General features: G+C 65.3%; 26 protein-coding genes. 12 read left to right on the top strand and 14 right to left on the bottom strand.

All coding sequences use genetic code 11. The annotated features are described in order from the left end of the window. Window positions 1-42 precede the first annotated feature (42 nt). From Q7V20_RS19470 to Q7V20_RS19445, 6 genes are read right to left on the bottom strand one after another with little or no spacing between them, the layout of a single operon-like run. A complete protein-coding gene (locus Q7V20_RS19470; RefSeq protein WP_370652504.1) occupies window positions 43-939 on the bottom strand; it encodes a dienelactone hydrolase family protein in 897 nt (298 codons plus the stop codon). A gap of 26 nt (window positions 940-965) precedes the next feature. Then, window positions 966-2300, bottom strand: coding sequence for a metallopeptidase TldD-related protein (locus tag Q7V20_RS19465; protein WP_304795064.1), 1335 nt, complete (start codon window positions 2298-2300; stop codon window positions 966-968). An 8-nt stretch (window positions 2301-2308) separates the two neighbouring features. Further along, window positions 2309-3766 carry a TldD/PmbA family protein gene (locus tag Q7V20_RS19460; protein WP_304795062.1) on the bottom strand — a complete coding sequence of 486 codons (1458 nt, stop codon included), beginning with the start codon at window positions 3764-3766 and terminating at the stop codon, window positions 2309-2311. 8 nt (window positions 3767-3774) lie between these two features. Then, complete coding sequence (locus Q7V20_RS19455; RefSeq protein WP_304795060.1) at window positions 3775-5079, bottom strand: DUF445 domain-containing protein; 1305 nt, start codon at window positions 5077-5079, stop codon at window positions 3775-3777. Next, complete coding sequence (locus Q7V20_RS19450; protein WP_304795058.1) at window positions 5079-5870, bottom strand: GNAT family N-acetyltransferase; 792 nt, start codon at window positions 5868-5870, stop codon at window positions 5079-5081. Before Q7V20_RS19450 ends, Q7V20_RS19455 begins: the two co-directional genes overlap by 1 nt. 55 nt (window positions 5871-5925) lie before the next feature. Further along, window positions 5926-6486, bottom strand: a complete 561-nt coding sequence (locus Q7V20_RS19445; RefSeq protein ID WP_304795056.1) for a pseudouridine synthase — start codon at window positions 6484-6486, stop codon at window positions 5926-5928. 47 nt (window positions 6487-6533) lie between these two features. On the opposite strand from Q7V20_RS19445, the gene Q7V20_RS19440 reads away from it, so the two are divergent. The 5 genes from Q7V20_RS19440 to Q7V20_RS19420 all read left to right on the top strand — a co-directional run bounded on the left by Q7V20_RS19440 (window position 6534) and on the right by Q7V20_RS19420 (window position 12280). Continuing rightward, window positions 6534-6995, top strand: a complete 462-nt coding sequence (locus Q7V20_RS19440; RefSeq protein WP_304795054.1) for a ribonuclease HI family protein — start codon at window positions 6534-6536, stop codon at window positions 6993-6995. 92 nt (window positions 6996-7087) lie between these two features. Next, the gene (locus tag Q7V20_RS19435) at window positions 7088-8347 is read left to right on the top strand and encodes a pectin acetylesterase-family hydrolase (protein ID WP_304795052.1); all 1260 of its coding nucleotides are present in this window, start codon (window positions 7088-7090) and stop codon (window positions 8345-8347) included. A 110-nt stretch (window positions 8348-8457) separates the two neighbouring features. Continuing rightward, window positions 8458-9141, top strand: coding sequence for a response regulator transcription factor (locus tag Q7V20_RS19430; protein ID WP_304795050.1), 684 nt, complete (start codon window positions 8458-8460; stop codon window positions 9139-9141). After that, window positions 9131-10951, top strand: a complete 1821-nt coding sequence (locus Q7V20_RS19425; protein ID WP_304795048.1) for a hybrid sensor histidine kinase/response regulator — start codon at window positions 9131-9133, stop codon at window positions 10949-10951. The genes Q7V20_RS19430 and Q7V20_RS19425 overlap by 11 nt, the downstream gene beginning before the upstream one ends. A 99-nt stretch (window positions 10952-11050) precedes the next feature. Then, window positions 11051-12280: an SGNH/GDSL hydrolase family protein gene (locus Q7V20_RS19420; RefSeq protein ID WP_304795046.1), complete on the top strand. Its 1230-nt coding sequence runs from the start codon at window positions 11051-11053 to the stop codon at window positions 12278-12280. Here Q7V20_RS19420 and Q7V20_RS19415 read toward each other — a convergent pair. Beyond that, window positions 12243-13226: a LysR family transcriptional regulator gene (locus Q7V20_RS19415; protein WP_304795044.1), complete on the bottom strand. Its 984-nt coding sequence runs from the start codon at window positions 13224-13226 to the stop codon at window positions 12243-12245. The genes Q7V20_RS19420 and Q7V20_RS19415 overlap by 38 nt on opposite strands. A 117-nt stretch (window positions 13227-13343) precedes the next feature. Between Q7V20_RS19415 and Q7V20_RS19410 the strand changes: the two genes are divergently transcribed. Then, window positions 13344-13946 (top strand): FMN-dependent NADH-azoreductase, encoded by a 603-nt coding sequence (locus tag Q7V20_RS19410; RefSeq protein ID WP_304795042.1) that lies wholly within the window; start codon window positions 13344-13346, stop codon window positions 13944-13946. A gap of 43 nt (window positions 13947-13989) precedes the next feature. Next, window positions 13990-14868: a pirin family protein gene (locus Q7V20_RS19405; protein ID WP_304795040.1), complete on the top strand. Its 879-nt coding sequence runs from the start codon at window positions 13990-13992 to the stop codon at window positions 14866-14868. Between the two features lie 16 nt (window positions 14869-14884). Here the strand turns inward: Q7V20_RS19405 and Q7V20_RS19400 are convergent, their stop codons facing one another. Then, a complete protein-coding gene (locus tag Q7V20_RS19400; RefSeq protein WP_304795038.1) occupies window positions 14885-15259 on the bottom strand; it encodes a ribosomal subunit interface protein in 375 nt (124 codons plus the stop codon). A gap of 79 nt (window positions 15260-15338) precedes the next feature. Beyond that, window positions 15339-16109, bottom strand: coding sequence for a class I SAM-dependent methyltransferase (locus Q7V20_RS19395; RefSeq protein WP_304795036.1), 771 nt, complete (start codon window positions 16107-16109; stop codon window positions 15339-15341). Window positions 16110-16219: 110 nt separating this feature from the next. Here Q7V20_RS19395 and Q7V20_RS19390 point away from each other — a divergent pair, with 110 nt between their 5' ends. The 3 genes from Q7V20_RS19390 to Q7V20_RS19380 all read left to right on the top strand — a co-directional run bounded on the left by Q7V20_RS19390 (window position 16220) and on the right by Q7V20_RS19380 (window position 18353). Beyond that, a complete protein-coding gene (locus Q7V20_RS19390) occupies window positions 16220-17029 on the top strand; it encodes a helix-turn-helix transcriptional regulator (protein WP_304795034.1) in 810 nt (269 codons plus the stop codon). A 122-nt stretch (window positions 17030-17151) separates the two neighbouring features. Then, window positions 17152-17940 carry a UDP-2,3-diacylglucosamine diphosphatase gene (locus Q7V20_RS19385; protein WP_304795099.1) on the top strand — a complete coding sequence of 263 codons (789 nt, stop codon included), beginning with the start codon at window positions 17152-17154 and terminating at the stop codon, window positions 17938-17940. An 80-nt stretch (window positions 17941-18020) separates the two neighbouring features. Beyond that, window positions 18021-18353, top strand: a complete 333-nt coding sequence (locus tag Q7V20_RS19380) for a multidrug efflux SMR transporter (RefSeq protein ID WP_304795032.1) — start codon at window positions 18021-18023, stop codon at window positions 18351-18353. Window positions 18354-18361: 8 nt separating this feature from the next. Here the strand turns inward: Q7V20_RS19380 and Q7V20_RS19375 are convergent, their stop codons facing one another. From Q7V20_RS19375 to Q7V20_RS19355, 5 genes are all read right to left on the bottom strand, one after another. Beyond that, window positions 18362-19108, bottom strand: coding sequence for a PEP-CTERM sorting domain-containing protein (locus Q7V20_RS19375; RefSeq protein WP_304795030.1), 747 nt, complete (start codon window positions 19106-19108; stop codon window positions 18362-18364). Window positions 19109-19134: 26 nt separating this feature from the next. Continuing rightward, window positions 19135-21984 (bottom strand): ExeM/NucH family extracellular endonuclease, encoded by a 2850-nt coding sequence (locus Q7V20_RS19370; protein ID WP_304795028.1) that lies wholly within the window; start codon window positions 21982-21984, stop codon window positions 19135-19137. A gap of 111 nt (window positions 21985-22095) precedes the next feature. After that, entirely contained in the window at window positions 22096-22686 is a 591-nt protein-coding gene (locus Q7V20_RS19365; protein ID WP_304795026.1) for a lipocalin family protein, read from the bottom strand. Between the two features lie 25 nt (window positions 22687-22711). Continuing rightward, window positions 22712-23155, bottom strand: a complete 444-nt coding sequence (locus Q7V20_RS19360; RefSeq protein ID WP_304795024.1) for a carboxypeptidase regulatory-like domain-containing protein — start codon at window positions 23153-23155, stop codon at window positions 22712-22714. 70 nt (window positions 23156-23225) lie between these two features. After that, window positions 23226-23642, bottom strand: a complete 417-nt coding sequence (locus Q7V20_RS19355) for a heme-binding protein (RefSeq protein WP_304795022.1) — start codon at window positions 23640-23642, stop codon at window positions 23226-23228. Window positions 23643-23762: 120 nt separating this feature from the next. Here Q7V20_RS19355 and Q7V20_RS19350 point away from each other — a divergent pair, with 120 nt between their 5' ends. Both Q7V20_RS19350 and Q7V20_RS19345 read left to right on the top strand, forming a co-directional pair. Further along, window positions 23763-25163 (top strand): bifunctional enoyl-CoA hydratase/phosphate acetyltransferase, encoded by a 1401-nt coding sequence (locus tag Q7V20_RS19350; protein ID WP_304795020.1) that lies wholly within the window; start codon window positions 23763-23765, stop codon window positions 25161-25163. A 2-nt stretch (window positions 25164-25165) separates the two neighbouring features. Beyond that, window positions 25166-26362: an acetate/propionate family kinase gene (locus tag Q7V20_RS19345; RefSeq protein ID WP_304795018.1), complete on the top strand. Its 1197-nt coding sequence runs from the start codon at window positions 25166-25168 to the stop codon at window positions 26360-26362. Window positions 26363-26366: the final 4 nt, after the last annotated feature.

Below are 26366 nucleotides of genomic sequence, written 5' to 3'. Positions count from 1 at the left end.
TGTGACAGACAGATGGCGATGGTGCAGGTGCGCGGGTGAGGCTCAAACGCCGTGGTCTTTCAGCCAGTCTCGCGTCAGCTTCCAGGCATACGTGGCTGCCGCCTTGTCGTAGGTGGGGCGGTAGTCGGCGTTGAAGCCGTGATCCACGTTGGGAAACACCACGATCTCGGAGCCACTGCCAGACTTGGCTACCCCTTCCCGCATCTTGGCAATGGCCTCGGGTTTCACGTAGGCGTCCTTGCCCGCGTACAAGCCCAGCACGGGCACCTTGATCTCGGCACCGAACTCGATGGGATCACGCGGCTTGATGGGTGATTTCATGCCTTCAAGCAAACCGTAATAGGCCACCGCCGCCTTGAGCTTGGGGTTGTGCAGTGCATAGACCCAGGCCGTGCGGCCGCCCCAGCAGTAGCCCACCAAGCCCACCTTGTCGGCATTGGCGTGGCCGCTGGCCTTCGCGAAAGCCACCGCGGCGTCCAGGTCGGCGCACACCTGTGCGTCAGGCACCTTGGAGACGACCTCGCTCAGGATGGCGCCGATGTCGGTCATCTTCGAGACGTCGCCCTGGCGCGCGAACATCTCGGGGGCGATCGCGAAGTAACCCAGCTTGGCATAGCGGCGGCACACGTCCTTGATGTGCTCGTGCACGCCGAAGATTTCCTGAACCACCAGGATCACGGGGTGCTTGCCAGCCTTGGCCGGGCGGGCCACGTAGGCCGGGATCTTGCCATCGGCGGTGGGCACTTGCACTTCAGCGACGACCAGGCCTTTGGTGTCGGTGCTGATGGCCTGGGCCAGCAGCGGTTCAGACGCCAAGGCGAAACCGGTGGCCAGGGAGGTCACCACAAAACCACGGCGCGAGACGCCGCTGGATTCAGGCGTGGCGGCCGGTGGGTTCTGGAAGTCGATGGCCTTGCGGCCGTAGTCCATGAGTTTCATAAGGGTCCCATCAGGTGGTGGATGAATCACAAGGTTAGCTGAAACCCATCAACCAGCACCCCTGGTGTGGTGATGGATGCCAACTGTCGTTGCCCATAGGTGCCGGTGTCCTGGTGCAATTCGGCCCGATCCGTCAGCGCGATCAGGCGGGGGCCGAGCAGGTCCAGCAGGTCGTCGTCAAAGCGCATCACCTGCAGTGGTGCTACCAGCTCGCCGTTCTCGACCCAGAAGCAGGCGAAACGGGTCATGCCGGTGACGCGGCAGTGCTGGCGGTCGCTGTAGTTCAGGTAGTGAAGATTGCTGATGTACAGGCCGGTGCCCAGGGCCTGGAGCACCTCGGCCTCGGGCAGGGTGCCTGCGGCCAGGCTCAGGGCTTGCGGGTTCTCGCCGGCCAGCGCGCCGTTGGTGGGCAAGCCGAACTCGCGGGCCGAGCGGGGTGAACACAGGCTGTGGGCGTGCCGGCCGTTGATCACCAGCGGCACTTGCCCGGGGGCGGTGAAGCCCTCGGGTGTGAAGGCGGGGGCGATGCTGCGGCCGGTGTCTTCCGTCAGTTGCACGCTGGCATGCAGGGCGGCTTCGCCCCGCACCAGGCGCATCAGCGGTGAGGTGCCCACGGCTTGTTCCTTCTGGCTGAAGCCGCCCCAGGCCAGCGTGCCCAGCAGATCGGACACGGCCGAGGGGGCGAAGTAGGCGCGGTAGCGGCCGGGCTGCAAGGTCTTGGGGGGCAGGCCGAGCAGTGGCAATTGAGTGGCGCCTTGCTGGAGCTGGCGGGCCCACGCATCGCTGGACCAGTGTTGTCCAGCGTGCAAGGCTTTGACGGCCTTGTCGGTCGCATGGTAGAGGCACCAGTCGAAGCTGAAGGTGTCCACGCGGTGCCAGTTGCGCTGCCCACGGCTGTCGGCATGGGCGCGCACCAGGGGGCCACTGGCCATGAAGCCCACCAGGTCCAGGCCTTGGGCATGCGTGGCGACCGCGTCGATCACGGCGCTGGCGCCGGGCAGGGTGCCTGGTTCATCGCGGGTGGTGTTGGCGATCACGTCGGGCCGCAGCAGGTAGGGGTCTTCCGGCAGGAAGGGCAGGTCGTGGCTGAGCTCGGCTTGCGCGGCCACCAGACGCGCCGTGTCGCCTCTCAGATCACCGGTCAAGCTCAAGGTGCTTTCGGCGCAGCGCATGCCTTGCGTCAAGGTCAAGGTGGCATAGGCCTGGCTGACCTGGGTGGCTTGACGCACCTTGGCGTGGTTGAAGCGGATGAAGGTGCTGTCTTCAGCGGCGATGTGCAGGCTGCAGTGCACGCCGGACGGTGTGCCATTGAGCACGGCATCGGACAGCGCGTTGATGTGGTGGCGGTCGGTGAGGTTCATGGTCATGTTCAGGCGCCGCCAAAAACCGACACGTCGGAGAACTTGCACACCGGGGCGGCGTGCCCCACGCGGATGATCTGTGATGGTTCGCCCTTGCCGCAGAACGGCGTGCCCATGACCTGGAATGTGCTGGCATCGCCCACCATGGCCAGGGATCGCCAGAAGGTGGCCGACACGCCCCGGTAGTTGGGGTTGCGCACCACCTCGGCCAGTTGGCCGTGGCGGATCATTTGCCCGTATTCGCAGCCGAACTGGAACTTGTTGCGCGAGTCGTCGATGCTCCACGAGCAGTTGGTGTGCATCAGCACGCCGTGGTCGACCGAGGCGATGATCTGCGCCAGGCTGGCATCACCCGGTTCGACGTTCAGGTTGCTCATGCGGTCAATCGGCGCGCGGTTCCACGACGAAGCGCGCGTGGTGGCCAGGCCGCCCAGGTCAAAGCCCAAGGCCCGTGCGCGTGATTGTGAGATGGCCCCACCCAACGCTTGCTTCAGGATGCCGCGCTCGATGATGCGCTGGCCTTGCGCGCCCGTGCCATCGTCGTCAAAGGCGAAGCCCGCGAACTCGTGCGCCTGCTGCGGATCGTGCGACACGTTGAGCAGTTCGCTGCCATAGCGGTAGTGGCCGAACATGTCGAGCGTGACGAAGCTGGTGCCCGCGAAGTTGCGCTCGTCGCCCAGGATGCGGTCCAGCTCCAGCGGGTGGCCGATGGATTCGTGGATCTGCAGCATCATCTGGTCGGGCATGAGGACCAGGTCCATCTGGCCACTGGGGCAGGTGGGGGCCATGGTCAGCGCGATGGCTTGTTGCGCTACGCGGGGGCCGTCGGTGCGAAAGCCTGACCGGTCGATCACTTCCAGGCCGCCTTGCTGGCAGAAGCCGTTGTACTGCCCGGCCGAGGATCGCGTTTGCGTCACGCCCTTGAACTGCGCCGTGGCCTGGATGGACGGGGTCAGCATCTGCCATTGCTGCTCGGCATGGCCGCCATCGCTGGTCAGGTGAAGCTGGTCAACCTGAACCGTCCACAGGCTGGCTTGCCAATCGACGATGCGATCGTCCACGCGCGTGGCGGTGCTGACGGCGCGCAGCAGGTCGACCTTGTCGGCCAAGCTCATCTGTGCGCTGTCTTTGGCCACCATGCTGTCGTAGCGACCTTGCGGCTGAGGCATGCGCAACTGGCCCGGGGCGAAGGCGGTTCTGCCAGAGGTGGCTTTGGCCAGGTCTTTGGCGCTTGCAAAGGCGGCTCTCAGCCCGGCCACCGAGGTGTCGCTGGTGGCGGCGTAGCCCAGACCGCCGCCTGCGATCACGGTCACCATGGCGCCGTCGTCGCGCAGAACGGCGGGCGATTGCGCGATGTCCTGCCTGACCAGCAGGCGCTGGCTGCGTTCGCTCACGCCCCGCACGGCCCAATGATCGACGCCTGCTGGCGCGGCCTGAAGGGCGTGGGTGGAAAGTTGGTCCAGCATGTTGTCCTTCAGGTCAAAGGTGGCATGAACAGCATCAGTGCGTGCAGGGCCAGCCCCACCAGGCCGCCCACGATGGTGCCATTGATGCGGATGAACTGCAGATCGCGGCCCACGCTCAGCTCGATCTGGTCCACCAGCTGGCGCTCATCCCAGCCTTTGACGGTGGTGGCGATGTGCGTGGTCAAGGTGGTGCGCAAGGTGCCCGCCAGTTTGTCGGCGGCGGACAGCACATGCGTGTTGATGGCGCCGCGCAAGTCCTGGTCATCGGCCAGCTTTTGGCCCATGAGCAGCAGGCCCTTTTCCACGTACCGTGCCAGTGACGATGTTTCTTTGGACAAGTCCCTTTTGAGCGCAGCGTGGATCTCGGCCCACAGCCCGTTGACGTAATCGTGCACGGCCGGGTGGTCGATGATCTTCATCTTGATCTCGTTGACGCGGTCGATCAGCGAAGGGTCGCTTCGCAGGCGCTCGATGAAGCCTTGCAACCAGTCTTCATACTGAAGGCGAACCGGGTGCTGAGGCTCGGACATCACCTCGCGCATCTCGCTGATGATGGCCACTGCCAGCCGGTCGGCCAGGTTGTCCCCCAGGTCGTCGACCGACTTGATGAGGTTCACCGTCTTGATGATTTTTGGCCACTCGCTGCGGGCGTGCTTGACCATCAGGCCGGAGAGCTTTTGCCGCGTCTCCGGGTTGTCCAGGTAGTTGCCCAGGTTCAGCAAGGCGGCGTCCAGCATCTCGTGGTGACGACCATCCTTGGTGAGCAGGCCCAGCACATCGCCGCCCAGGGAGGCCGCGTTCCAGGTGCGGACCTTGGCCACCACGAACTGGTGGATGGCTTGCCGCACGGCGGTTTCGTCCAGCAGCTCGAGCGCCTCCAGCGCGATGGCGCGGGCCGATCCGCTGAGCTGGCGGGCGTTGTCTGGCTGGCTGATCCACTGGCCCAGGCGTGCGGCGGGATCGAACACCGACAGCTTGGACAGCAGGGTTTTGGGATCGAGGAAATGGTCGCGCACGAACGCGGCCAGGCTGTCGGCGATGCGGCCTTTGCTGGCGGGGATGATGGCTGTGTGGGGAATGGGCAGGCCCAAGGGCCGCCTGAACAGCGCAACCACCGCGAACCAGTCGGCCAGCGCGCCCACGGCTGCGGCTTCGCAAAAGGCCTTGGTCCAGGCCCAGGGGCCCTGACCGCCCATCCACTGGCTGAGCACCAGGCCCGCGATGGCCAGCAGCAGCAAACCCAGCGCCAAGGCCTGCATGCGCCTGAGTGGCTGGGCACGCGGATCTTCGGCGGTGGGGTGGGCTGGCTGCATCAGCGGCTCCACCGGGCGGTTCGCCCGTACTCACGGTAGCCCAACCGCCGGTAGATGGCTTCACCCATGTGCGAGGCCTGCAAGGTGACGGCGCGCGCGCCGCGTTCGAAGGCCAGGTTGGTGGCCATGGCCGTGCAGGCGGCGGCCAGGCCGGTGCCTCGGCCCTCGGGCAGCGTGCCCACCCAGTACAGCCCAGCCATCTCACCGGTGTGCAAGGCCATGGCGGCGGCCGTGGGCGCACCCTCTGGCCCCCGTGCGATCACGATCGACACCTGCGGGTCCAGCAAGGCCTCTGGCTTGACGAAGAAGGACGGTGTCAGGAAGCTGGGCAGCCCGAGCGATTCATAGGCTTGCGCGCTGACATGGATGAAGGCGGCGATGTCGTCTGCCGAGGCGGCCAGCGCCAGACGCCAGGATGCATCGATGGTGGGCGCGGCCACGGGTTGGTCGGCCAGCATGGCGGGCATCTCGGCCTGGCGGGTGAAGCCGCGTTGTGACAAGACCTCTTCCAGGTCGGCATCCTGGCGGCCAAAGGTGTGAACGGCGTAGGGGTTGCGGGCGCCGCCAAAGAAGGCGTCTGCGCGGTCCATGGCTTCGCCTGCAGGCAAGGCGGTGTCGGTGCGCAGCACGCAGTTCTGGAAAGGCGCGGGGATGGGCACCGTGCCTTGGTGGCACAGCAGGCCGCCTTGCTCGACGAGGCGGGCGGCGGGTTGCCAGCGGTGGTGAATGCGGGCGACCTCGGCCAGGTTGCGATCGGCCAGGTCTTCCAGGGAAGCGGCAAGCTCGGGCATGGGGGCTCTCCTTGATTTTGGTGTGAGCAAGGAGGATACCTGGGGTCGTCAGGGGTCACCCGGGTGAGGCGTCTTGCCAGGTGCCGGGCGCCAGGCCCTCCAGTGCATAGGGGCCGATGGCCGCGCGGATCAGCCGCAGGGTGGGGAAGCCCACCGCGGCCGTCATGCGCCGCACCTGGCGGTTGCGGCCCTCTTTGATCACCAGCTCGACCCAGGCGGTGGGGATGGCCTGGCGCACGCGGATGGGTGGGTCTCGCTCCCAGATGGCGGGCGGCTCGTTCAGCAGCCGGGCCCGGGCCGGGCGCGTGATGCCGTCGTTCAGCGACACGCCCTGACGCAGCGCCGCCAGGGCGGCCTCATCGGGCACGCCTTCGACCTGGACCCAATAGGTCTTCTCCATCTTGAAGCGCGGGTCGGCAATGTGCGCCTGCAACTGGCCATCGTTGGTGAGCAGCAGCAGGCCTTCGCTGTCGGCGTCCAGCCGCCCGGCCACGTACACGCCCGGCACATCGATGAAGTCTTTCAAGCCCTGCCAGCGGCCCTCGGCGGTGAACTGGCTGAGGACACCGTAAGGCTTGTTGAAGCGGATCAGGCGCGAAGCGGGGGCTGGGTTCATGGCGACATCCTAGCGGCGATCGTTTTTTTTTCTGATAGCGTGCCCGCATGACCGACCTTGCCTTGCTTGCCCCCGACTTCTGGACCGTTCACTGCGATGGCAGCGCGGTGCCCAATCCCGGCCGCATGGGCTTCGGCGTGGTGATGACCGACCCTGCCGGTCAGCGCCATGCCTTTTCTCACGCCACCCACGCCATTGGTTGCAACAACGAGGCGGAACTGCGGGCCTTGATGGCGGGGCTTGAAGCGTTGAAGTCGCGCGGGGTGACCAGGCTCTGCGCCTACAGCGACAACAGCGTGTTGGTGGCGCAGCTCACCGATGCGCGCAGTCAACCCATCGCGCGGCTGGCCGCCCTGTTTGACGAGGCCCGCGCTCTGCTGTCGTCGTTTGAGCAGGCCAGCCTGCGTTGGATCCCCAGGCACCGCAATGTGGAAGCAGATGCCTTGGCGCGTGCGGCCATGGGGCTGCCGCTCAAGCCGCTGGCCAAGCCGTCCAAGCGCAAGCGCTGAGGGTCGGATCGCCGCCATTGCGCAGAAACCCGCAGACGCCTGCACCGGGGTTCCTGATCCAATCAGCGAACTTGTCACAACGGAGCACACCCATGATCAGCAAGCAGTCAGTGGCGCGGGGCCTGACCACCCTGGCTTTGGCCGGCACGGCCTTTGCCGCCCACGCGGTCAGCTATTTTTCCTGGCAGACCGTCGAGCTGCCGGTGGCCTCGGGCGCTTCGTGTGGCAATGGCACCCCTTACCGCTTCTTCGTCAACCGCACTCCGTTCACCAACCGCACCATCGTGGTCTATGAGGGCGGCGGCGCGTGCTGGGATCAGAAATCCTGCCTGGGCGGCGATCTGCTGTCAGCCTCCAACCCCAACGGTGTGGCCACCAACTACATGGCGGAGCTGCCGCACCAGTTGTCCACGCCCTTCACCTCGCGTTTGAACCCGCTGCAAACGGTGCGCACGCAAGGCTGGAACATCGTGTTCGTGCCCTATTGCACTGGCGACGTCCACACCGGCAATGCCACGGCGGTGTACGCCGATGCCGACCCGACCAAACCCCTGGCCTACCTGCATCGCGGCTCGATCAACAGTGAAGGCGTGGCCGCCTGGCTCAAGGCCAACCTGCCGCGCCCTGACCAACTGCTGGTGGCCGGGTTTTCAGCGGGCGGCGCTGGGGCCACGGCCAACTATGGCGTGATCCGCAATGCGCTGAACCCGAAGAAGTCTGCCTTGCTGGCCGACTCGGGCCCGCTTTACCCCGCCCCCCGCGCTGGCACGGCCACGCAATATCCCTCGCTGCCATTGCAGAACAAGATCCGCGTGGCCTGGGGCCTGGACGGCCCCCATGGTTTGGTCACCAAGCTGCTGACGCAGTACCCCAACGCGGGCGATGCGAACAACCTGGGCTCGATGACCACAGGCCTGGCCAAGATCTTCCCGCAGGACCGCCTGGGCTATGCGGTGTTCCAGCAGGATGGCGTGTACTCGGACTTCTCGTACACCAAGTTCAACCCCGAGATTGCCGCGGCCACGGGCGAGGCCAAGGCCCAGTTGCTGAACGTCAAGTGGCGCCAGGACATCGGCCACTGGCTGGGTGCCATCCAGCCGCACCAGAACGTGGGTTACTACGTGCCCTACGCCCGCGACATCATCAACTCGCACTGCCTGACGACGGTCACCTTCGGTGGCACGGCGATCAAGGAGGCCAACCTGAAGAACGTGAGCAGCTTCATCGACAACCTGCTCGATGGCACCGGCACGCCTTTGCGCGTGGTGGAGGCCGCGCAGGTCAAGCAAGTGGCCTTCCCCGGCTTCTGGGGCACCCTGATCAATCCCATCCTGGGCTCGCTGGGGTATTGACGTTCCGGTTCTACTCGAATGAGGGGGTGGATTTGCCGGGCATCATGCCAGCAAGCCGCTGGCCGACGGTCCTGCGCCCGTACACTTGAGCCCATGGAAATTGGGACATCATGAGCACGCAGCCCCCCGCTGCTCGCGGCGACGCCTATCTGATCGTGGACGACCACGCCTTGATCCGCGAAGGCATCGTCCGCGTCTTCAGCGACACCCGCCCCAACGCGCGCCTGTTCGAGGCCTGCAACCTGCAGCAGGCCGTTCAGACCTTGCAAGGCGAGCACGGGCCATCCATCGACACCGTGTTGCTGGATCTGCACCTGCCCGACAGCCGTGGCCTGGAGACCTTGCAAAGGATCAAGGCCGTGGCACCCAATGTGGTGGTGGGCGTGGTCTCGGGCACCGACGACGACCACCTGGCCATGCAATGCCTGCAGCAGGGCGCCGCCGCCTTCGTGCCCAAGCATGGTGAGCTTGATCAATTCGTGCAGGGCATCTCGGCCATGGCCAGCGGCGGCATCTACTTCCCACGCGAACTGCTCTGGCAGGTCACCGGCCGCTTGTCGGTGTTGGATCAGCCCGCCGCTGCCAGCCCGGCGTCGGTGCGCTTGACGCAGCGTCAAAGCGAAGTGCTGCGCCTGTTGCTCAAGGGTTTTTCCAACCAGGTGATTTCCAACGAGCTGGGCATCAGCTCGGAAACGGTCAAGCTGCACGTCAGCGCCTTGTTGCGGGCCCACAAGGTCCGCAGCCGGGTGCATTTGATCCTGGCCTGCGCGAACCCAAGTCCGCATGCCGCATAAGCCTTCGCGCCCCGATGGCAGGCTGCTGTGCCTGTCGTTGCGTGGGCTGCCCGAGCAAGAGGCTGCCATCTGGATCGACATCGTGGGCAATGGCTGGCGCAATCACCCCAAAGCCTTGCCCATGCAGATCGTGGGCCTGCTGCTGATGGGCTTGCTCATCACCAAGTCGAACCTGCCCATGGCGCAGTGGCTGCTGCCCTGGGCTTGCATGATCCTGGTGTGTGCGGCGGTGACCCTGCTGGCCTTTCGTTTCAGGCGGATTCAACTGAACGCTGGCAACTACCAGGCCTGGCGTGCCTTGTTGTTGGGATGGCGAGCTGTGCATGGCGTGTCCGGCGGCGTGCTGTGTGCGCTGTTGTACGGTGGCTTGACACCCGAGTGGCAACTGCCCTTGTTGATCACCGTGGTGGTGTTCACCTACGGCCTCACCTTTTATGCGATTGAAGACTTCGGGCTGGCCATGGTGGGCACCGCGCCCGTCGTTCTCAGCTTGCTGGTGGCCTTGATGCTGCATGGCAGCTCGGCCGATCACTACATCGCCGTGCTGCTGGTGGCGGCCTGCATCAATGGCTGGTTGGCTGGCCGCGCCATCTCGCGCCGCTTGTTCGAGGCCGCGCGCACCCGCCAGCGCAACGCCGTGCTGGTTGAAGAGCTGGCCCGCGAGGTGGACGAGGTGACACGCGCCAAGGCCCAGGCCGATCAGGCCAACCGAGAGAAGAGCGAGTTCTTCGCCGCCGCCAGCCATGACCTGCGCCAACCCCTTTACAGCCTGCAATTGTTGAGCGACCACCTGCGCAAGCAGCTCACCTCGCTCTACCAGATCGAGGTGGCCGACAAGCTGGGCGGCGCGCTGACCTCCATGCGGCACCTGTTCGAGCGCATGTTCGACGTGGCCCGCATCGAGGCGCAGAAGGTGGCCTGCCAGCCGCAGCACGTGTCGGTGCGCGACCTGTTCACCTCGCTGGACCAGGAGTTCGCGCTGGCCTGCAGCGAGAAAGGCCTGCGCTGGTCCGTGCACCCCACCGACGACTGGCTCTGGACCGACGCCGTGCTGGCCCAGCGCATGCTGCGCAACCTGCTGGAGAACGCGGTGCGCTACACCCAACAAGGCGAGGTGCGCTTGCGGGCGCGCCGCCGGGGTGGCCTGGTTCACTGCCAGGTGTGGGACACCGGCATGGGCATCTCGCGGGCCGATCGGCCCAAGGTGTTCAACGATTACTTCCAGGTGCAGAACACAGCGCGGCGCGCCCAGGATGGCCTGGGTTTGGGCCTGGGTGTGGTGCGCAGGCTCGTGGCCTTGACGGGCACCCGCGTTGCGCTGCATTCCCGGCTGGGCCAGGGCTCCTGCTTTGACATCGCGTTTGAACCAGGGCAGGCCCAACCATCCTTGCCACTGGCCACCGCTTTACCCACCGATGCGCCCATGACGCTGGGTGACCACGACTGCGTGCTCGTCATCGAAGACCAAGCCAATGTGCTGGACGCCGTGGTGACGGTCCTCAACCACAGCGGTTACCGAGCCCTGGGTGGCGAAAGTGCCATGGCCTTGGTGCGGCAAGCCGCCGAGCAGGAGCTTTGGCCTTGCGCCATCATCTGCGATTACCGCCTGGGCCATTCCTACAACGGCTTCGATGCGATCGCCGAGCTGCGCCATGAATTGGGTGACGAGTTCCCCGCGATCCTGGTGACCGGCGACCTCGATCCTCAGATCCAGACCCGAGCCGCGGAACAGGGTATTCGTGTGATGCACAAGCCAGTGGACCGCGAGCAACTGCTGCTCGCCGTGCACGAAGCTACCCGCTCGGGTTAGTTCACATACCCCGCGAGGGCAGCCTTGAACGCGGGGTGGTTGATTGGGGGGTGGCCTTGAACAATGGCGCCACCAACCCATTCAACCAAGGACCACTCCATGAACACATCAACCTTGCGCCCAGTGCTGGGCGCACTGGCCTTGCTGGCCGCTGGCCAGGCCATGGCCCTGGGCGTGAACACCACGACCCAGATGAAGTGCTTCTACAAGGCCAACTCCACCACCACCGACCCCGAGTCCAACTACGTGTGGGCCCGCAACGGCTCGATCCTGTCGGTCTACAAAATCAGCGGCAACTGGTTCAAGGACGGGGTCACCAGCATCAAGAACATGTTCTACACCAGCACCTCGCAAACCACCTTGAAGTCGGTGTGCCAGAACACCTTCACCTTGATGGGCGTGAGCCAGCCTTTGTTGATGATCGCCGCGGCCGACACGCCGGTCGGCCTGAACTACACCATCTGGACCCATGACCCGGTCACGCAGCCCGCGAAGATCAGCAAGGTCGTCGTGTTCGGCGACAGCGTCTCGGACAACCAGAACGTGTACAACGCCACCCACTGGGAAGTGCCCAGCCCGCACAGCTACCTGTCGGGCCGCTTCACCAATGGCAAGGTCTGGAACGAGTACCTCACCGACAACCTGGGCGTGCCCAACTACAACTGGGCCGTGGGTGGCGCGGCCGCTGATGACTATTACGTGATCCCCGGCGTGGTGTCGCAGGTCCAGTCCTACCGGGACTACATGGTAGGCGCGCGCAACTACAAGCCCGCCAACACCCTGTTCACCATGCTGATCGGCGCCAACGATCTGATCAACTATGGCCGCACGGTGGAGTCGATCGTGGCCAATGAGCGATCGGCCCTGCAAAGCCTGATCACGTCGGGTGCCAAGAACATCCTGGTGCTGAACGTGCCCGACCTGTCCAAATCGCCCAAGATGTCGGCCGCGATGGGCTTCAAGACGCAGGCTGAACGCGATGCGCTGTTCGCCAACGTGAATCAGCTGAACACCGATGTGGCGTCCGTGGTGGCCACGCTGAAGTCGCAGAACCCGACGGTGAACATCCGCCTGTTCGACACCCGAACTTTGGTCGATGACATGCTCAACAACCCGGCGGCTTACGGTGTCACCAACACCACCCAGTCCTGCCTGGACATCAACGATGACAACTCGCTGAACTACGCGCAGACGCAAGGCATCCGCCCAGGCTGCACCAATGCCGACACCTACCTGTTCTGGGATTTGCTGCACCCCACGACCAAGGCCGCCCAGATCATCGCCAACCAGGTCATTCCTTTTGTGAGGGCCAACTACCCGGTGCAGTGAGCTTGGCAAGACGCAGGGTTTTTTCGATCCGTGCTTCCTCGGCCTGGCACTGGGGGCCCGACAAGACGGCTTGCATGTCGTCCAGCAGCACCCGTGTGCGCGCTGGCATGAGGCGGCGGCCAGGGAACACGGCCCAGGCATCGGTGGAGGGCGGGCGCCAGTCGGGCAACACGGGGGCCAGGGCGCCACTGCGCAGATGCGGCTCGACGAAGTGATCGCCGACCAGCGCAATGCCCGCGTCCGACAGGGCCATGCGCATCAGCACCTCGGGCGAGTTGGCGGTGGCGCGGCCGGGTGGGATGCCCTCCCAGCGCGCCTGATCGCGGTGCAGTACCCAGGGCACGGGGTCGCCGCTGCGGCCCAGCAGGCGCAGGGCGTCGTGCTCCATCAAGGCTTCGGGCTCGGGTGGCTGGCCGCGCCGCGCCAGGTAGCGGGGTGATGCATACAGACCTGCGGTGAACGTGGCGAGGCGCCGGGCTGCCAGGGTGCTGTCGTCGGGCAGGTCGCCCATGCGGATGGCCACGTCAAAGTTCTCACCGATCAGGTCCACGCGGCGTGGCGTGAGGTCCAGCTCCAGCGAGATGGCGGGGTACTTCTGCACGAAGGTGGCCAGCATCGGGGCCAGCACATTGGTGGCGAAGTCTGCCGGCATCGACACGCGCAGGCGCCCGCTGGGTTGGACCTGGCGGTGCTGCGCCAGCAAGGAAGCGGCGTCTACCTCGGAGGCGATCTGGTGCGCGTGCTCCAGCACGCTGTGGCCAAAATCCGTGAGGGTCAACTGGCGGGTGGTGCGCAGCAGCAGGCGCTCGCCCAACTGGGCTTCCAGGGCCGACACGCGGCGTGACACAGTGGATTTGGGCAGGCCCAGGCGCTCGGCTGCGCGGCTGAAACTGTGCTCGTCCACCACCCGGGCAAAGAGCAAGAGGTCGTTCGCTTCCACGTTCATCATCGCCACCATTGTTCTATTGGTGGAACAATGTTATCCAATTCGAGGTCTTCCGCAACCCTGTAGGGATAATTACAGTGAGTCCATCGCTTCAACACTTTCTGCCAAGGACTCACCATGAACATCCTGCAAATCAATTCCAGCTCGCGCCCTGACGCTTCGCACTCCAGCCGCCTGGCCGCCACCATCGTCGAGCGCCTGCGCACCCAGCAGCGGGATGCCACCGTCACCGTGCGTGACCTGGGCCGCGCGCCGCTGGCTGAATTGGACGAACCCGCCCTGCAAGCCCTGTTCACCCCTGCTGAGCAACGCACCGCCGAGCAAGCCGCCCGCGTGGCCGTGGACGACGCCGTGATCGCCGAAATCCAGGCCGCCGATGTGCTGGTGCTGGGCGTGCCCATGTACAACTTTGGCGTGCCCGCCCAGCTCAAGAACTGGATCGACGCCATCGCCCGCGCCAAGGTCACCTTCACCTACACCGAGAAGGGCCCCGTGGGTTTGCTGACCGGCAAGAAGGTCTACGTGGCGCTGACCCGTGGCGGCCTGTACCGCAATACTCCGGCCGACACGCAAGTGCCTTATCTGAAGACCGTGCTGGCCTTCCTGGGCATGACCGATGTGCAGTTCGTATACGCCGAGGGCATCGCCATGGGACCGCAGGCCGAGCAGGACGCCTTGGCCTCGGCCCAGGCCCAGATCGAGGAAGTGATCCCCGCCTGATGGGCGAGTTTCAATGGTTCATCCGCCACGCAAGGAGCCCCGCATGAGCACCACCCTGACGAACACTGTGTCCACCGTTTCCCATCCGCGCGAGGTGGAGCGCCTGATCGCAGGCCAAGCCACCTCCGATGGCGATGGCGTCAAGCTGACCCGAGTGCTCACGCAGCCCTTGCAGCGGCGGCTTGATCCATTCCTGATGCTCGATGCCTTTGGCACCGACAACCCTGATGACTACATCGGCGGCTTCCCCGATCACCCGCACCGCGGCTTTGAAACGGTGACCTACATGATCGCGGGCCGCATGCGCCACCGCGACAGCGCCGGCCACGAAGGCCTGCTGCAAAACGGCGGCGTGCAGTGGATGACCGCTGGTCGCGGCGTGATCCACTCCGAGTTGCCTGAGCAGGACGAAGGGCGCATGGAAGGCTTCCAGCTGTGGTTGAACCTGCCCGCCAAGGACAAGATGACGGCGCCCTGGTACCGCGACATCCAGAGCTCGGACATTCCTGAGTTCACCACGGACGAGGGCGTGACCGTGCGTGTGATCGCAGGCAGCAGCCATGGCGTGGCCGGGGCGGTGCAGCGCGAGGCCACGCAGCCGCTTTACCTGGATCTGCACCTGCCCGAAGGCGCCCGCTTCGAGCAGCCATTGGCGGCCGCGCACAACGCCTTCATCTACGTTTACCGTGGCGAGCTGCGAGTGGGGGACACGCCCGTGGCGGCGCAACGCATGGCCATCCTGAAAAACGAGGCCGACCGCGATGGCGTGGTGGTGACGGCGAAGGCCGCCACACGTGCCTTGCTGATCGCGGGCCAGCCGCTCAGGGAGCCTATCGCGCAGTACGGGCCCTTTGTGATGAACAGCAACGAAGAAATCTTCCAGGCGGTGGAAGATTTCAAGGCGGGTCGCCTGGCTGTTTGAACCCGGCTGGGCAGGCTCAGTCCTGGTCGGGGCTCGCCGTGTTGGAGGCGGCGATGTCCGACAAACTTGGGCCACGCCTTGGCGCATGCTTTTCAACGGCCGTGCCCACGGCGCGCTTGAGCTTGCCCACCGCGCCTTGGATGGCCTGGTGGGCCGAGGCCGCGTGGTCCTTGACGATCACGGGCTCCAGCCCGATCAGCCGAGCCTCCAGCGTGCAATGGATGTCGTCCGGGTGGGCCTTGGCATGGCTGACCGCGTCGGCCACATGGGCTTCGACGCGGGTGACGTGATCGCCAAAGCGGCTCAAGGCTTCTTTGACCTCGGACTCGAGGAACTCGGCCATGCCGTGGCGGCCATCAACGTGGGTATCGGTGTTCAGCAGGACTTGCATGGGTGCCTTCTTTCCTCAGCTTGGTTTGACCCAGTGTAGTCCTGCCTTGTCCATCCTTGCTGGGCCGCCTTGATTGGCATCAAACATTGGCCTGTGCCCAGAACAAGCCTGTCGTGAATGTGAATGAGCCATCGGCCTCGATGGCCAGCGCTTCCTGCACTTCCCGTGGCGCATCGGACTGCACCTCGCGGATCATGGCCACGCGCGACGCGGGTGTTCGCATGCGGGTCACCCAAGACGAGAAATCGATGTGCACGGGCCAGCTTTCATGCACCACGTTGGCGAAGCCCGCATCGGCCAGCAAGGCGCGCCATTGCGAGACGGTGCGATTGCGCACATGCGAGCGGTCCCTGAGCAGCTCGATGGCTTGCAAATGGCTGTCGACCAAGGCGTCTTCTTCGCCTTGCACGTCGATCATGAGCAAGTGGCCACCGGGCTTGAGCACGCGGCGCATTTCTTTCAATGCTTGTGCCAGCCCCGTCCAGTGGTGGGCGCTGTAACGCGAGCACACGAGTTCAAAGCTGGCATCGGGGAAGGGCAGGCGCTCTGCGCTGGATGGCACGGCCTCGATGTGGTGCATGCCTCGCGCCCGGGCCGCTTGCTGCACGGTGGCCAGCATCGGGGGTGAGGGGTCGAGTGCCACGACGTGGGACAGGTGCGGTGCCAGCGCGAAGCTGAGGTGACCGGCGCCACAGCCCACGTCCAGCGCCTGGCCGCTCGCTGGGATGGCCTGCGCGACCAAGGCTTGCGCCCTGGCCAGGTCAGGACCTTGCGCGTGGACCGGGCTGTCCAGGTAAGCCTGGGCCTGGGTGCTGTACTGGTCGAGGTTGGTCTGGAGGTGGGTTCGCATCGCGGCTCCGTTTTGATGGTGGGAGGCTCGACCTTAGGTGTTTCGTTATCCTGGTACAAGATAGGCAGTTATCCTATTACTGGAATCAACAGGCTGAGGGACTTCAGAACATGCGGAATCGCCCACTTTCAGCCGCCACACCCGCCTCCCAGAACCAGTTGGGCGAGTTCTTGCGTGCCAAGCGGGACCAACTGCGTCCCGAGGACGTGGGCTTGCCGCCGGGCTTCAGGCGGCGCGCGCCCGGCCTGCGCCGCGAAGAGGTGGCCACGCTGTGCCACATCAGCCCCACCTGGTACACCTGGATCGAGCAGGGCCGCACGCAGGCCGTGTCCACCGAGACCTTGAGCGCGATCGCGACCGGGCTGCACCTGTCGAATGCCGAGCGCGCCTACCTGTTCGAGTTGGCGGCGCGGGCCGATCCCGAGCACCCGTCGGCGGAGCACTCGGCGCCGCATCAACTGGCCGAGCTGGTCAAGGTCATTCGCACACCCGCCTACATCCTGGACCGCCATTGGGATGCCATCGCCTGGAACAGGCCGGCAACCCTGTTGTTTGAAGATTGGCTCAAGGGGCGAGGGACGCGCAATCTGCTGCGTTACGTGTTCCTGCACCCGCGTGCGCCCAGCTTCATTGTGGATTGGCCGGAGCGGGCGCAGCGCCTGGTGGCAGAGTACCGCTCTGACACGGCCGCCTGGCGCGACGATCCGGTGCGCCAGGCCTTGGTCGATGAGTTGCGCTCTGCCAGCCGGGCTTTTGACGTGGCCTGGCGATCTCAGAAAGTACTGAGCCGCGAAGGCGGGCGGCGCGCTTTCGAGCAGGCCCGGTCAGGGCGGCGCGAGTACGAGCAGTTCACCTTGCGGGTGGCGCAGCATCCCGATCTGAAGCTCACCGTGCTGGTGCCGGGCGAAGGGCCTGGCTGACCGCGGCACGCCTTCACACAATACTGTCACGATCGGGGTGCAGCATTCGGCCCATGCGCCCTGATCTGAATGCCGGTTTGCTGCGAGAGTTGCTGAAGGCTCCGAAGGAGTCGGTGCAGGGCATGCCCGGTGCCATCAAGGTGCGAACGGTGTGGATCTCCGACATCCACCTGGGCACGCAAGGTTGCCAGGCCGAGGCCTTGCTTGATTTCCTCAAGCAGGTCGAGTGCGAAACCCTGTACCTGGTGGGTGACGTGATCGACGGCTGGCAACTCAGGCGCCACTGGTACTGGCCTCAGTCGCACAACGACGTGGTCCAGAAGCTGCTGCGCAAGGCGCGCAAGGGCACGCGCATCATTTTCATCCCGGGCAACCACGACGAGTTCGCCCGCAAGTACATCGGTCACAACTTTGGCGGCATCGAGGTGGCGTCGGAGTGGACGCACCTGACCGCCGACGGGCGGCGCTTGTGGATCACCCACGGCGACCTGTACGACGGCGTGATCCAGTGCGCCCAATGGCTGGCGCACGTGGGGGACTGGGCGTACGAGTTCACCCTGAAGGTCAACCGCTGGTTCAACACCGTGCGGGCGCGCATGGGCCTGCCCTATTGGTCCTTGTCCAAGTACCTGAAGCTGAAGGTCAAGCTGGCCGTCAGCTATGTGGGCGATTTCGAAGAAGCCTTGGCACGCGAAGCCCGGCGTCGCGAGGTGCATGGCGTGGTGTGTGGGCACATCCACCATGCCGAGATCCGCAGCATCGACGGCATGCTGTATTGCAATGACGGTGACTGGGTGGAAAGCCTGACGGCGCTGGTCGAGCGGCCTGATGGCACACTGGAGATCCTGGACTGGAGCCACCGGCAGGTCCGGCGATCCAGGGCGTCGATGGCTCGGGCGGTGGAGCACTGAGCTTTTGTTATCAGGGGTACCGCTCCTTGTCTCGCGGCTGCGCTCGGTACAAGCGCCAGGCCAAGAGAGAGAGGTATCTCATGGGTTCATCTGTTCAGGCATGGTTGCTGTTGGCGGCCAGCGTGCTGGCCGAGGTTGTCGGCACCATCGCCCTTCGGTACGCTGAAGGCTTCACCCGCCTCCTGCCGTCATTGGCCTGTGGTCTGTGCTACGCGGTGGCCATCTGGTTGATGTCGCTGTCGGTCAAACAACTGGGGGTGGGTTTGACCTATGCGGTGTGGGCCGCCAGCGGAACCGCCCTCATCGCGATCGTGGGCATGATCTGGTTTGGCGAGCCGACCCAGCCTCTCAGGCTCGCTGGGTTGGGCTGCATCGTGCTGGGCGTGATTGCGCTCAATCTGAGCGCGCCATAGCCTTGGGATCAGCCCCTGCGGTTGACTCGAATCACACCCAAGGCGCCCACGCCAAGCAAAGCCAGCAGGGCCATCGTGGGTTCGGGCACCGCGCTGGTCAGGGCCACGTTGTCCACCGTCAAGAGTGAAGTTTTGGCGCTGTCGTCCAGGTCGGCCACGACCCAGGACATCGTCACCAGGCCAGCCCCGGTGAAGGTGTGGCTGAACTGGTTCACGCCGGTTTGCAGCAGATCAGTGCTGCCGGGCACGGCGTTGGTGGCGAGGCTGGCGTTGGCCAGCGCCAGCACCTGCAGGCCGTTGCCGAAGGTGGTGTTGATCACGACAAAAGCCTGGTCGGCGAAATCCCGGTCGGCGCTCAGCAGGTTCCAGTCGAAACTCAGGGTGTCGCCAGCCTGCACCGCGAAACTTTGCCGGGCGGCCGAGCCTTCCCACAAGACGCTGGTGTGATTGATGGGGTCGGGGTCGAGCGAGCCCAAGGCCACGCCCACAAAATCTTCCAGGCCGCCTGGGAGGCCGATGACGCCAGCGTCCTGGCCCGAGACGTTGTGGTGACCATCGGCGAACGGGTAGTCGTCAGAACCCAATGTGGCGGTGCTCAGCACCAGCGTGCCGCTGGGCGCGGCCACGTCGCCAAAGGTTTGCCAGCCTGACAGGCCGTTGGCGAAGTCGCCATTGGTGATGTCGGCTTGCGCCAGGCTGCTGATCATGAGGCTGCCCAGCAAGGCGCCGAGGCGGGTGAGTTGGCGGTGGTGCATGTCGTTTCCTTGGGTACTTCGGGGGTTCACAGGCCGAGGTCTCGGGCGGCCTGCAGTTGGCTGGCGGACACACCGCGCAGCACGATCAGGGCGCGGGGCACGGCAGGGCCGGCGCTGCCGTCGGTGTCCAGTTGCACTTGCACGCCAGCGCTGCTGTTCACCAGGCGCACATGGCCCGCTGCCATGGCCTGGGTGGGCGCCAGGCCCAGCGAAGCCAGCAGGGCGCTCAGGTCGATGCGGTCAGAGCCCGGGGCAAAGTCGATGACGGTGTCCAGACCATCGCGCAGGCTGGTGTAGACCAGCAGATCCCGGCCCGCGCCCGTGGTGATGGTGTCGCTGCCTTCGCCGCCGTTGATCACATCGTCGCCCGCAGTGCCGCTGAGGCTGTCGCGTCCCGGCGTGCCGTTGACGGGCTTGAGCAGGTTCAGGCCCACGATGACGGGGTCGTGGTCCGAGGAGCGGTAAGGCGAGGTGCTGTAGTAGTCCGGCCCGCACGCGGCGCAAGCCGGTTGCTTGAACTCGGTGTTGTAGTCGATGACCGAGGGCTCGTCCGCGTTGATGTGCCATTCGATGGCGCGGGTCACCTTGGTGGACAGTGAAGGCGTGGTGATCGCGTGGTCCAGGCGGCCAGCGGCCCCATCGAACACATACGAGTAGCCCAAGCTGTTGAAGCGCGCGATCTGGTCCACGTAGCCGTGGCCGGTCAGCTCCTCGATCGGATCTTCTTTCGCGTAAGCGTTGAGGTCACCGATGATGATCAGGTCGGTGCTGCCGCTCTGGGCTTGCACGGTCGATGCGAAAGTGCGCAGGCGCTGGGCTTGCTGCTTGCGCTGTTCGTTCCAGCAGCCTTGCAGGTCGCCTTGGTCGGCATCGGGGTCCGAGGCGCTGCCGGGGCAACTGCCCTTGGACTTGAGGTGGTTGACGATCACCGAGAACTTCTCGCCATTGGGCGCGGCAAAGGTTTGTGCCAGCGGAGGCCGGTTGTTGATGGCATCGGTGTCCGACAGGGCTGCGCCCGACAAGCTCAGTTGGCCGGGCTTGTAGATCAGCGCCACGCGGATGGCATCGGTGCCGGTGCTGCCCGTGGGGGCGGGCACCACGGCGTACGTGCCCGCGCCGACCTTGGCATTCAAAGCGGCCACCAGGTTCAAGACGGCGGTGTCGGCATGGGTGCCGGAGGCGCCCACGTTGGGCACGTTGTTCTGGATTTCCATCAGGCCCACCACATCGGCGTTGATGGCCGAAATGGACTCCACGATCTTGGCCCGTTGGCGGTTGAACTCGGCCAGGTTGTTGGCACCACGGCAGTTGGACGCCGACACCGCGCCACCCAGGGTGCAGCCTTGGCCGGTGGCACCGGCGGCCGTGCTGCCATTGGTGAAGGTGGTGAAGAAGTTCAGCACATTGGCGCTCGCCACCTTCACGTTGCCGCCCACGGCTTCAGGCTCTGAAGTGCGGGCGTTGACGCGTGTGAAGCTCACCGGCTGGGTGGGGTGGATCTTGTAGTCAGCCAGGCCATCGGTGGTGGTCGTGGACAGGCCATAGTCGATCACGCCAGTGATGGCATCGACGGTGTCGCCAGCGCGCAAGGTGTTGTTGGCGCCGAAGTAAGGCGTGGGGTTGGGGTTTTGCTGCGTGGTGCCATCGTCCAGCAGGATGCGGCTGAGCGCATTTTGTTCGGCCAGGGCTTGGGCGCTGGTGCCTGGGCGGAAGCGGTTGGTGGGCGTTTCCATCCGGCCATTGGCCGACAGGGTGACCTGGCCAAAGCGGCCCTGGAAGTAGTTCTGCGAGACGGTCAACTGGCTGTTGATGGTGACCAGCATGCCTTCAACCCGCTCCAGTTCCGCATCGGTGGACACCGGCAGGGTGATGGGCGTGGGGGCGATGCTGTGGCCGCTGCCCTGCACGGTGACGGTGGGTGCGGTGATTTCGGTCACGGTGTGGGCCAGCGACAGCGCGTTGCTGGCCGAGCCCACGTTGAACTCGGTCACCTTGCCACTGACTTGCACCAGATCGCCCGCCACCACGGTGGGTGGGGTGCTGGTGAACACGAAGATGCCATCCGAGGTCAAGGCATTGCCGTCGCCCACCGGGTCTTGCAGGTAGAAGCCATTGTTGTTGACCTTGGTGACCACGCCGCTGGTGATGACCGAAGCATTGACCATGGGGCTGGTGCTGCCTGTGCCCTGGATCTCGTAGACCTTGGCGGCGCTGCCCGTTGATCCACCGCCGCCATTGCCGGTGCAGACGTTCAAGGCAGTGACCGTGCTGCGTGGCGTGGGGGCACCGGCCACAAAGTCGCCGCTGTTGTTGTCGGTGTCGGTGCACCCGGCCTGGAGTCGGATCACGGCCAGGGTGTTCGATGCGGCGGGTGTGGGGCCGCTGCCTTCCGAAGGCGTGGCCGTGGTGCCAAAGCCCACATAGTCAACGATGGTGGCCCCGGTGGGCGAGGTGCTGGTGAGCGTGGTGTTCGCGCTGACCAAAGCCACCTTGCCAGCGGTGCCGGACATGGCAATCGTGCCCGTGCTCACATCCGGCGCAGGCAGGGGCGTGGTGCCACCCGCACCTTGGGCTTGCTGCACCAGGTAGTACTGGCCAGGTTGCAGCAGCACATTGCCCAGCACGGTTTTCTGCCAACTGGTGCCAGTGGCCGAGGCGTATTGCACCGACCAGCCGTTCAGGCTAACCGGGGCGCTGCCAGCGTTGAACAGCTCGATGAAGTCGTGGGTGTAGGTGGCGCCGGTGTTGCCGCCCCCGCCGTAAATCTGGCTGATCACCACCCCGCTGGTGGAGGCCTGTGCCATCAGGCTGATGGTGGCGAGCGCGACCGCGCTCAGCAAATGAACAGCACGGCGGGTAGAGACGGCAGCGGACATGGACGAGACCTCGATCGGTGGCAACAACCGGGAGTGTTGGGTCCCGGTGTGTCAGCCGTCCTCGTGCCTTGCTCGCCGACCGTGGGTCGAACGGATCACCCAGAAGTCTGATCAGGGCCTGGCGGTGTGAGGGTCTTCCTGCAATCTGGCCAGATCGAACCCTTGCTGTTGAAGCGCGCTGTTGATGGCGGCCCGGTCTGGCGGGGCCAGTGTGGGCGTGCGCGACAGGATCCACAGGTATTCACGGCTCGGTTCGCTCACCACCGCGTAGCGGTAGTCGGGGGCCAGTTGAACGACCCAATAAGGCGCCCAAACCCCCGGCACCCAGCCTAGCACGGCAGGCGCAAAACGCACCTGCAGCTTGGCCGTGCTGACCACCTTGCCCACTGGGATGCCCAGCCAGCGTGGTTGGGCCAGGCGCGCTTCGCCCACGGCCTCGTCGGTCGCACCGGTGGCGGTCGTGCACCGGTTGATCACTTCGATCCGCCCGTGGGGCAGCAAGCGGTAGTCGGCGGTCGTGTCGCTCACGCATTGCGCCTGGAACTTGTTGGGGTAGTGGGCGATCTGGTACCAGCGACCCAGGTAGCGTGTCAGATTGACGGATTCAACCGCTTGCAGTGGTGCGGGATCGGTGGCCTGCGCCGTGGTAGCGCCCAAGGCGATGGCCAAGGTCAAGGCCCAGTGGTGGGGGCGAAGCATCATGCGGAGTCCTCCATGCAAATAATTTTCAGCTGGGTTTGAACACGAAGGAGGCCTTGGCCCCCAGCCCGGTGCCCACCAGCACCTGACGCTGCTGAGTTTGGCCCTGGTGGCTGGCCTTGACGATGTAGGTGCCAGGCGGCATCCGCAGCAGGGTGAATGGCCCGTCGCTGGGCGCCTGGAACACCACCTCGCCATTGGGGCGCGTGATGGTCAATGGCACGGCGGCGATGTACTCGTTCTTGCCGTTGGCCGATTGAAAAGTTTCAATGTCGAGCGAGTAATCTTTCCTGGCCCCTTTCAAGGCGCCAGACTCGTCCAGGCCGACGCCGCCACTCACGTAGCTGATGCCTTGGCTGGTCTTCTCGGCAGGCAAGGCGGCGCGCGGCCCTTCGCAGGCTTGGGCGATGGAAAACAACAAGGCCCAGGCTGAAAGCCCGGCGATCCAGCGGTTTGGCGTGTGTGCGTTCATGGAATGCTCCTGTGAATCGTGGCGATGAATCACCATGAAGGGCAATCGGCATGCCTGCCACCGCCCATGGTCAGGTCATGCCTGCGGTCACGGCTTCAACCGCCGCCTTGGCAATCTGGGCATCTTCACCCGGTTTGACGCCGCTGACCCCCACGGCGCCCACGCACTGCCCATTCACCAGCACCGGCACACCGCCCTCCAGCAGGCCTTCCAGCTTTGGGGCAGACAGGAACGCGAAACGACCACCATTGATCATCTCTTCGATGCCCTTGGTTTCACGTTTCATTTGCGCGGCCGTGGCTGCTTTGGACTGGGAAATGGTGGCCGAGGCGATGTTGGCCCCGGGCATGCGCACAAAACCCAGCAGGTGCCCGCCGTCGTCGCACACGGCGATCGACACGGCCCATTGGTGGGTCAGGGCCTCCTGTTGCGCCGCCTGCAAGGCCTTGAGCGCGTCTTCGCTGGTCATCACCTGTTTACTGATCACGGTTGCACCTCTCGATGATTGAGCCCCAGATCGGGTCACAGGCGAGACTGCGTGCAAAGGCCATGCCGGGTGGTGTGCCTGTGTTTACACTGGCCCGTGTTTCAAGCATAAGGCGGATCCATGACTGATGGCGTTGTTTTGCGCAACCGGACTTTCGAAGAGCTGAGCATCGGCGAGACAGCTTCGCTGGTGCGCATCGCAGGGCAAAACGACATCGACCTGTTCGCGGCGATGTCGGGCGATGTCAATCCGGCACACCTGGACGCGGCGTTTGCCTCCAGCGCCCCCTTCGGGCACGTGGTCGTCCATGGCATGTGGACCGGGTCTTTGATCTCCGCCCTGCTGGGCACCCGCCTGCCGGGACCCGGCACCATCTACCTGGGCCAGGACCTGCAGTTTCGCCACCCGGTGGTGCCGGGCGACACCATCACGGCCTCGGTCACCGTCAAGGAAAAGCACGAGGCCAAGCGCGTGGTGCTGCTGGACACCCGCTGCGTCAACCAGAACGGTGAGGTGGTGCTGTTGGGCACGGCCACGGTGATCGCGCCCGCCGCGCCCATCGTCTGGCCAGCCATGGTGCCGCCCGAGGTCTCGGTGCGCCGCCATGACCGCTACGAGGCCTTCATCAAACAGGCGCAAGCGTTTCCGGCCCTGCGCACGGCCATCGTTCACCCCTGTTCGCCCGACGCCCTCCAGGCGGCGATCGAGGCGCGCGACGAAGGTTTGCTGGACCCGGTGCTGTTCGGCCCAGAGGCCAGGATCCGTGCGGTGGCCGAGGCGGCCCAGCTCAGCCTGGAAGGCATCGAGATCCAGTCGGTCGAGCACAGCCATGCCGCCGCGGCCTTGGCGGTGGAGTGGGGCGCGGCCGGCAAGGTGGCGGCGCTGATGAAGGGCAGCCTGCACACCGATGAACTGTTGGGCGCGGTCGTGGGCGCCAACTCGAACCTGCGCACCGACCGGCGCATCAGCCACGTCTACGCCATGGACGTGCCCGCCTACGACAAGCCCCTGATCGTGACCGACGCGGCCATCAACATCGCGCCCACGCTGGAACAAAAGCGCGACATCTGCCAGAACGCCATCGACCTGTTGCGCTTGCTGGGCATCGAGCAACCACTCGTGGCGGTGCTGGCGGCGGTGGAAACCGTCAACGCCAAGATGCCGGCCACGTTGGACGCCGCCGCGTTGACCGTGATGGCCTCGCGCGGGCAGATCACGGGGGCCTTGGTGGATGGCCCGCTGGCTTTCGACAACGCCATCAGCCTGGCGGCAGCCCGCACCAAAGGCATCAGCTCGCCGGTGGCCGGGCAGGCCGACATCCTGCTGGTGCCCGACCTGGAGGCTGGCAACATGCTGGCCAAGCAGTTGATGTACTTCGCAGGGGCCGACGCTGCAGGGTTGGTACTGGGCGCGCGCTTGCCCATCATCCTGACCAGCCGCTCCGACAGCCTGCGTGTGCGCCTGGCCTCGGCGGCGCTGGCCAAGCTGGTGTCCGAGCGCAAGCAGGCCAAGGTGGTTTGAGCATGGGCAGCACACCCTTGGTGCTCACCTTCAACGCTGGTTCGTCGTCCATCAAGGTGGGCTTGTTCAGTGTCGTGAACGGGCAAGCCACCCAGGTTGGCAAGGGCGTGATCGACTTGCGCGCGCAACCCCTGCGGCTTCGGGTGTCCGACCACGGCCAGTCGCAGGACATCACCCTGAACGCCAAGCTCACCGAAGATTTGCACGAGGTGCTCGATGAAACCCTGGGTTGGTTCGCCTCGCATTTCAAGCTGGATGATGTGATGTCGGTGGGCCACCGCGTGGTGCATGGCGGGGATCGCTTCGATGGGCCCGTGGCCATCGACGACGACACGCTCGCCGCCATCACCGAGCTGGTGCCGCTGGCGCCTTTGCACCAGCCGCAGGGCGTGCGCCTGATCCAGGCCATCCGGCACCTGCGGCCGGGCCTGCTGCAGACGGCTTCGTTCGACACGGCGTTTCACCGTTCGCAATCCAACCTGGTGCGCCGCTTTGCGATACCGCGTGCCTTTTTTGACCGCGGTGTGAAACGCTATGGCTTCCATGGCTTGTCGTACCAGTATGTGGCGGGCGAGTTGGCCCGTCGCTTTCCGGCCTTGAAGGGCGGCAAAGTGGTGGTGGCTCACCTGGGCAGCGGGGCCAGCCTGTGTGCGCTGCAAGATGGGGTCAGTCAGGACACCAGCATGGGCTTCTCCACGCTGGATGGCATCCCCATGGCGACGCGTTGTGGGGCGCTCGACCCAGGCGTGGTGCTGCACCTGATGGGCCCATTGGGCCTGAGTGTGGATGAGGTGGAGGATTTGCTTTACCACCAGTCAGGCCTGTTGGGCGTGTCGGGCCTGAGTGCCGACGCCCGCGAGCTGCAGGCCAGTGACCGGCCCGAAGCGCGTGAGGCGCTGGACCTGTTCGCCGGTCGCATCGCCGGTGAGGTGGCCCGGCTGGCCACCACGCTGGGCGGGCTGGACGCCCTGGTGTTCACGGCGGGCATTGGCGAACACCAGCCCCAGGTCCGGGCGGCCGTGGGTGAGCGCCTGACCTGGTTGGGCGTGCAGCTGGATCCTCAGGCCAATGCGGCCCATGCTTCGGTGATCAGCGCGCCCGGCAGTGGTGTCACCGTGCTGGTCCTGCCCACCGACGAAGAGCAGGTCATCGCCAACGACACCGTGGGCATCCACCACCAGCAAGCATGGAGGCCTTGATGCT

This window comes from Aquabacterium sp. (assembly GCF_030652515.1).
In the GTDB taxonomy this organism is placed as follows: domain Bacteria; phylum Pseudomonadota; class Gammaproteobacteria; order Burkholderiales; family Burkholderiaceae_C; genus Aquabacterium.
Note: the sequence above shows the minus strand (reverse complement) of the source record. Positions and strands in the feature narration are given on the sequence as shown.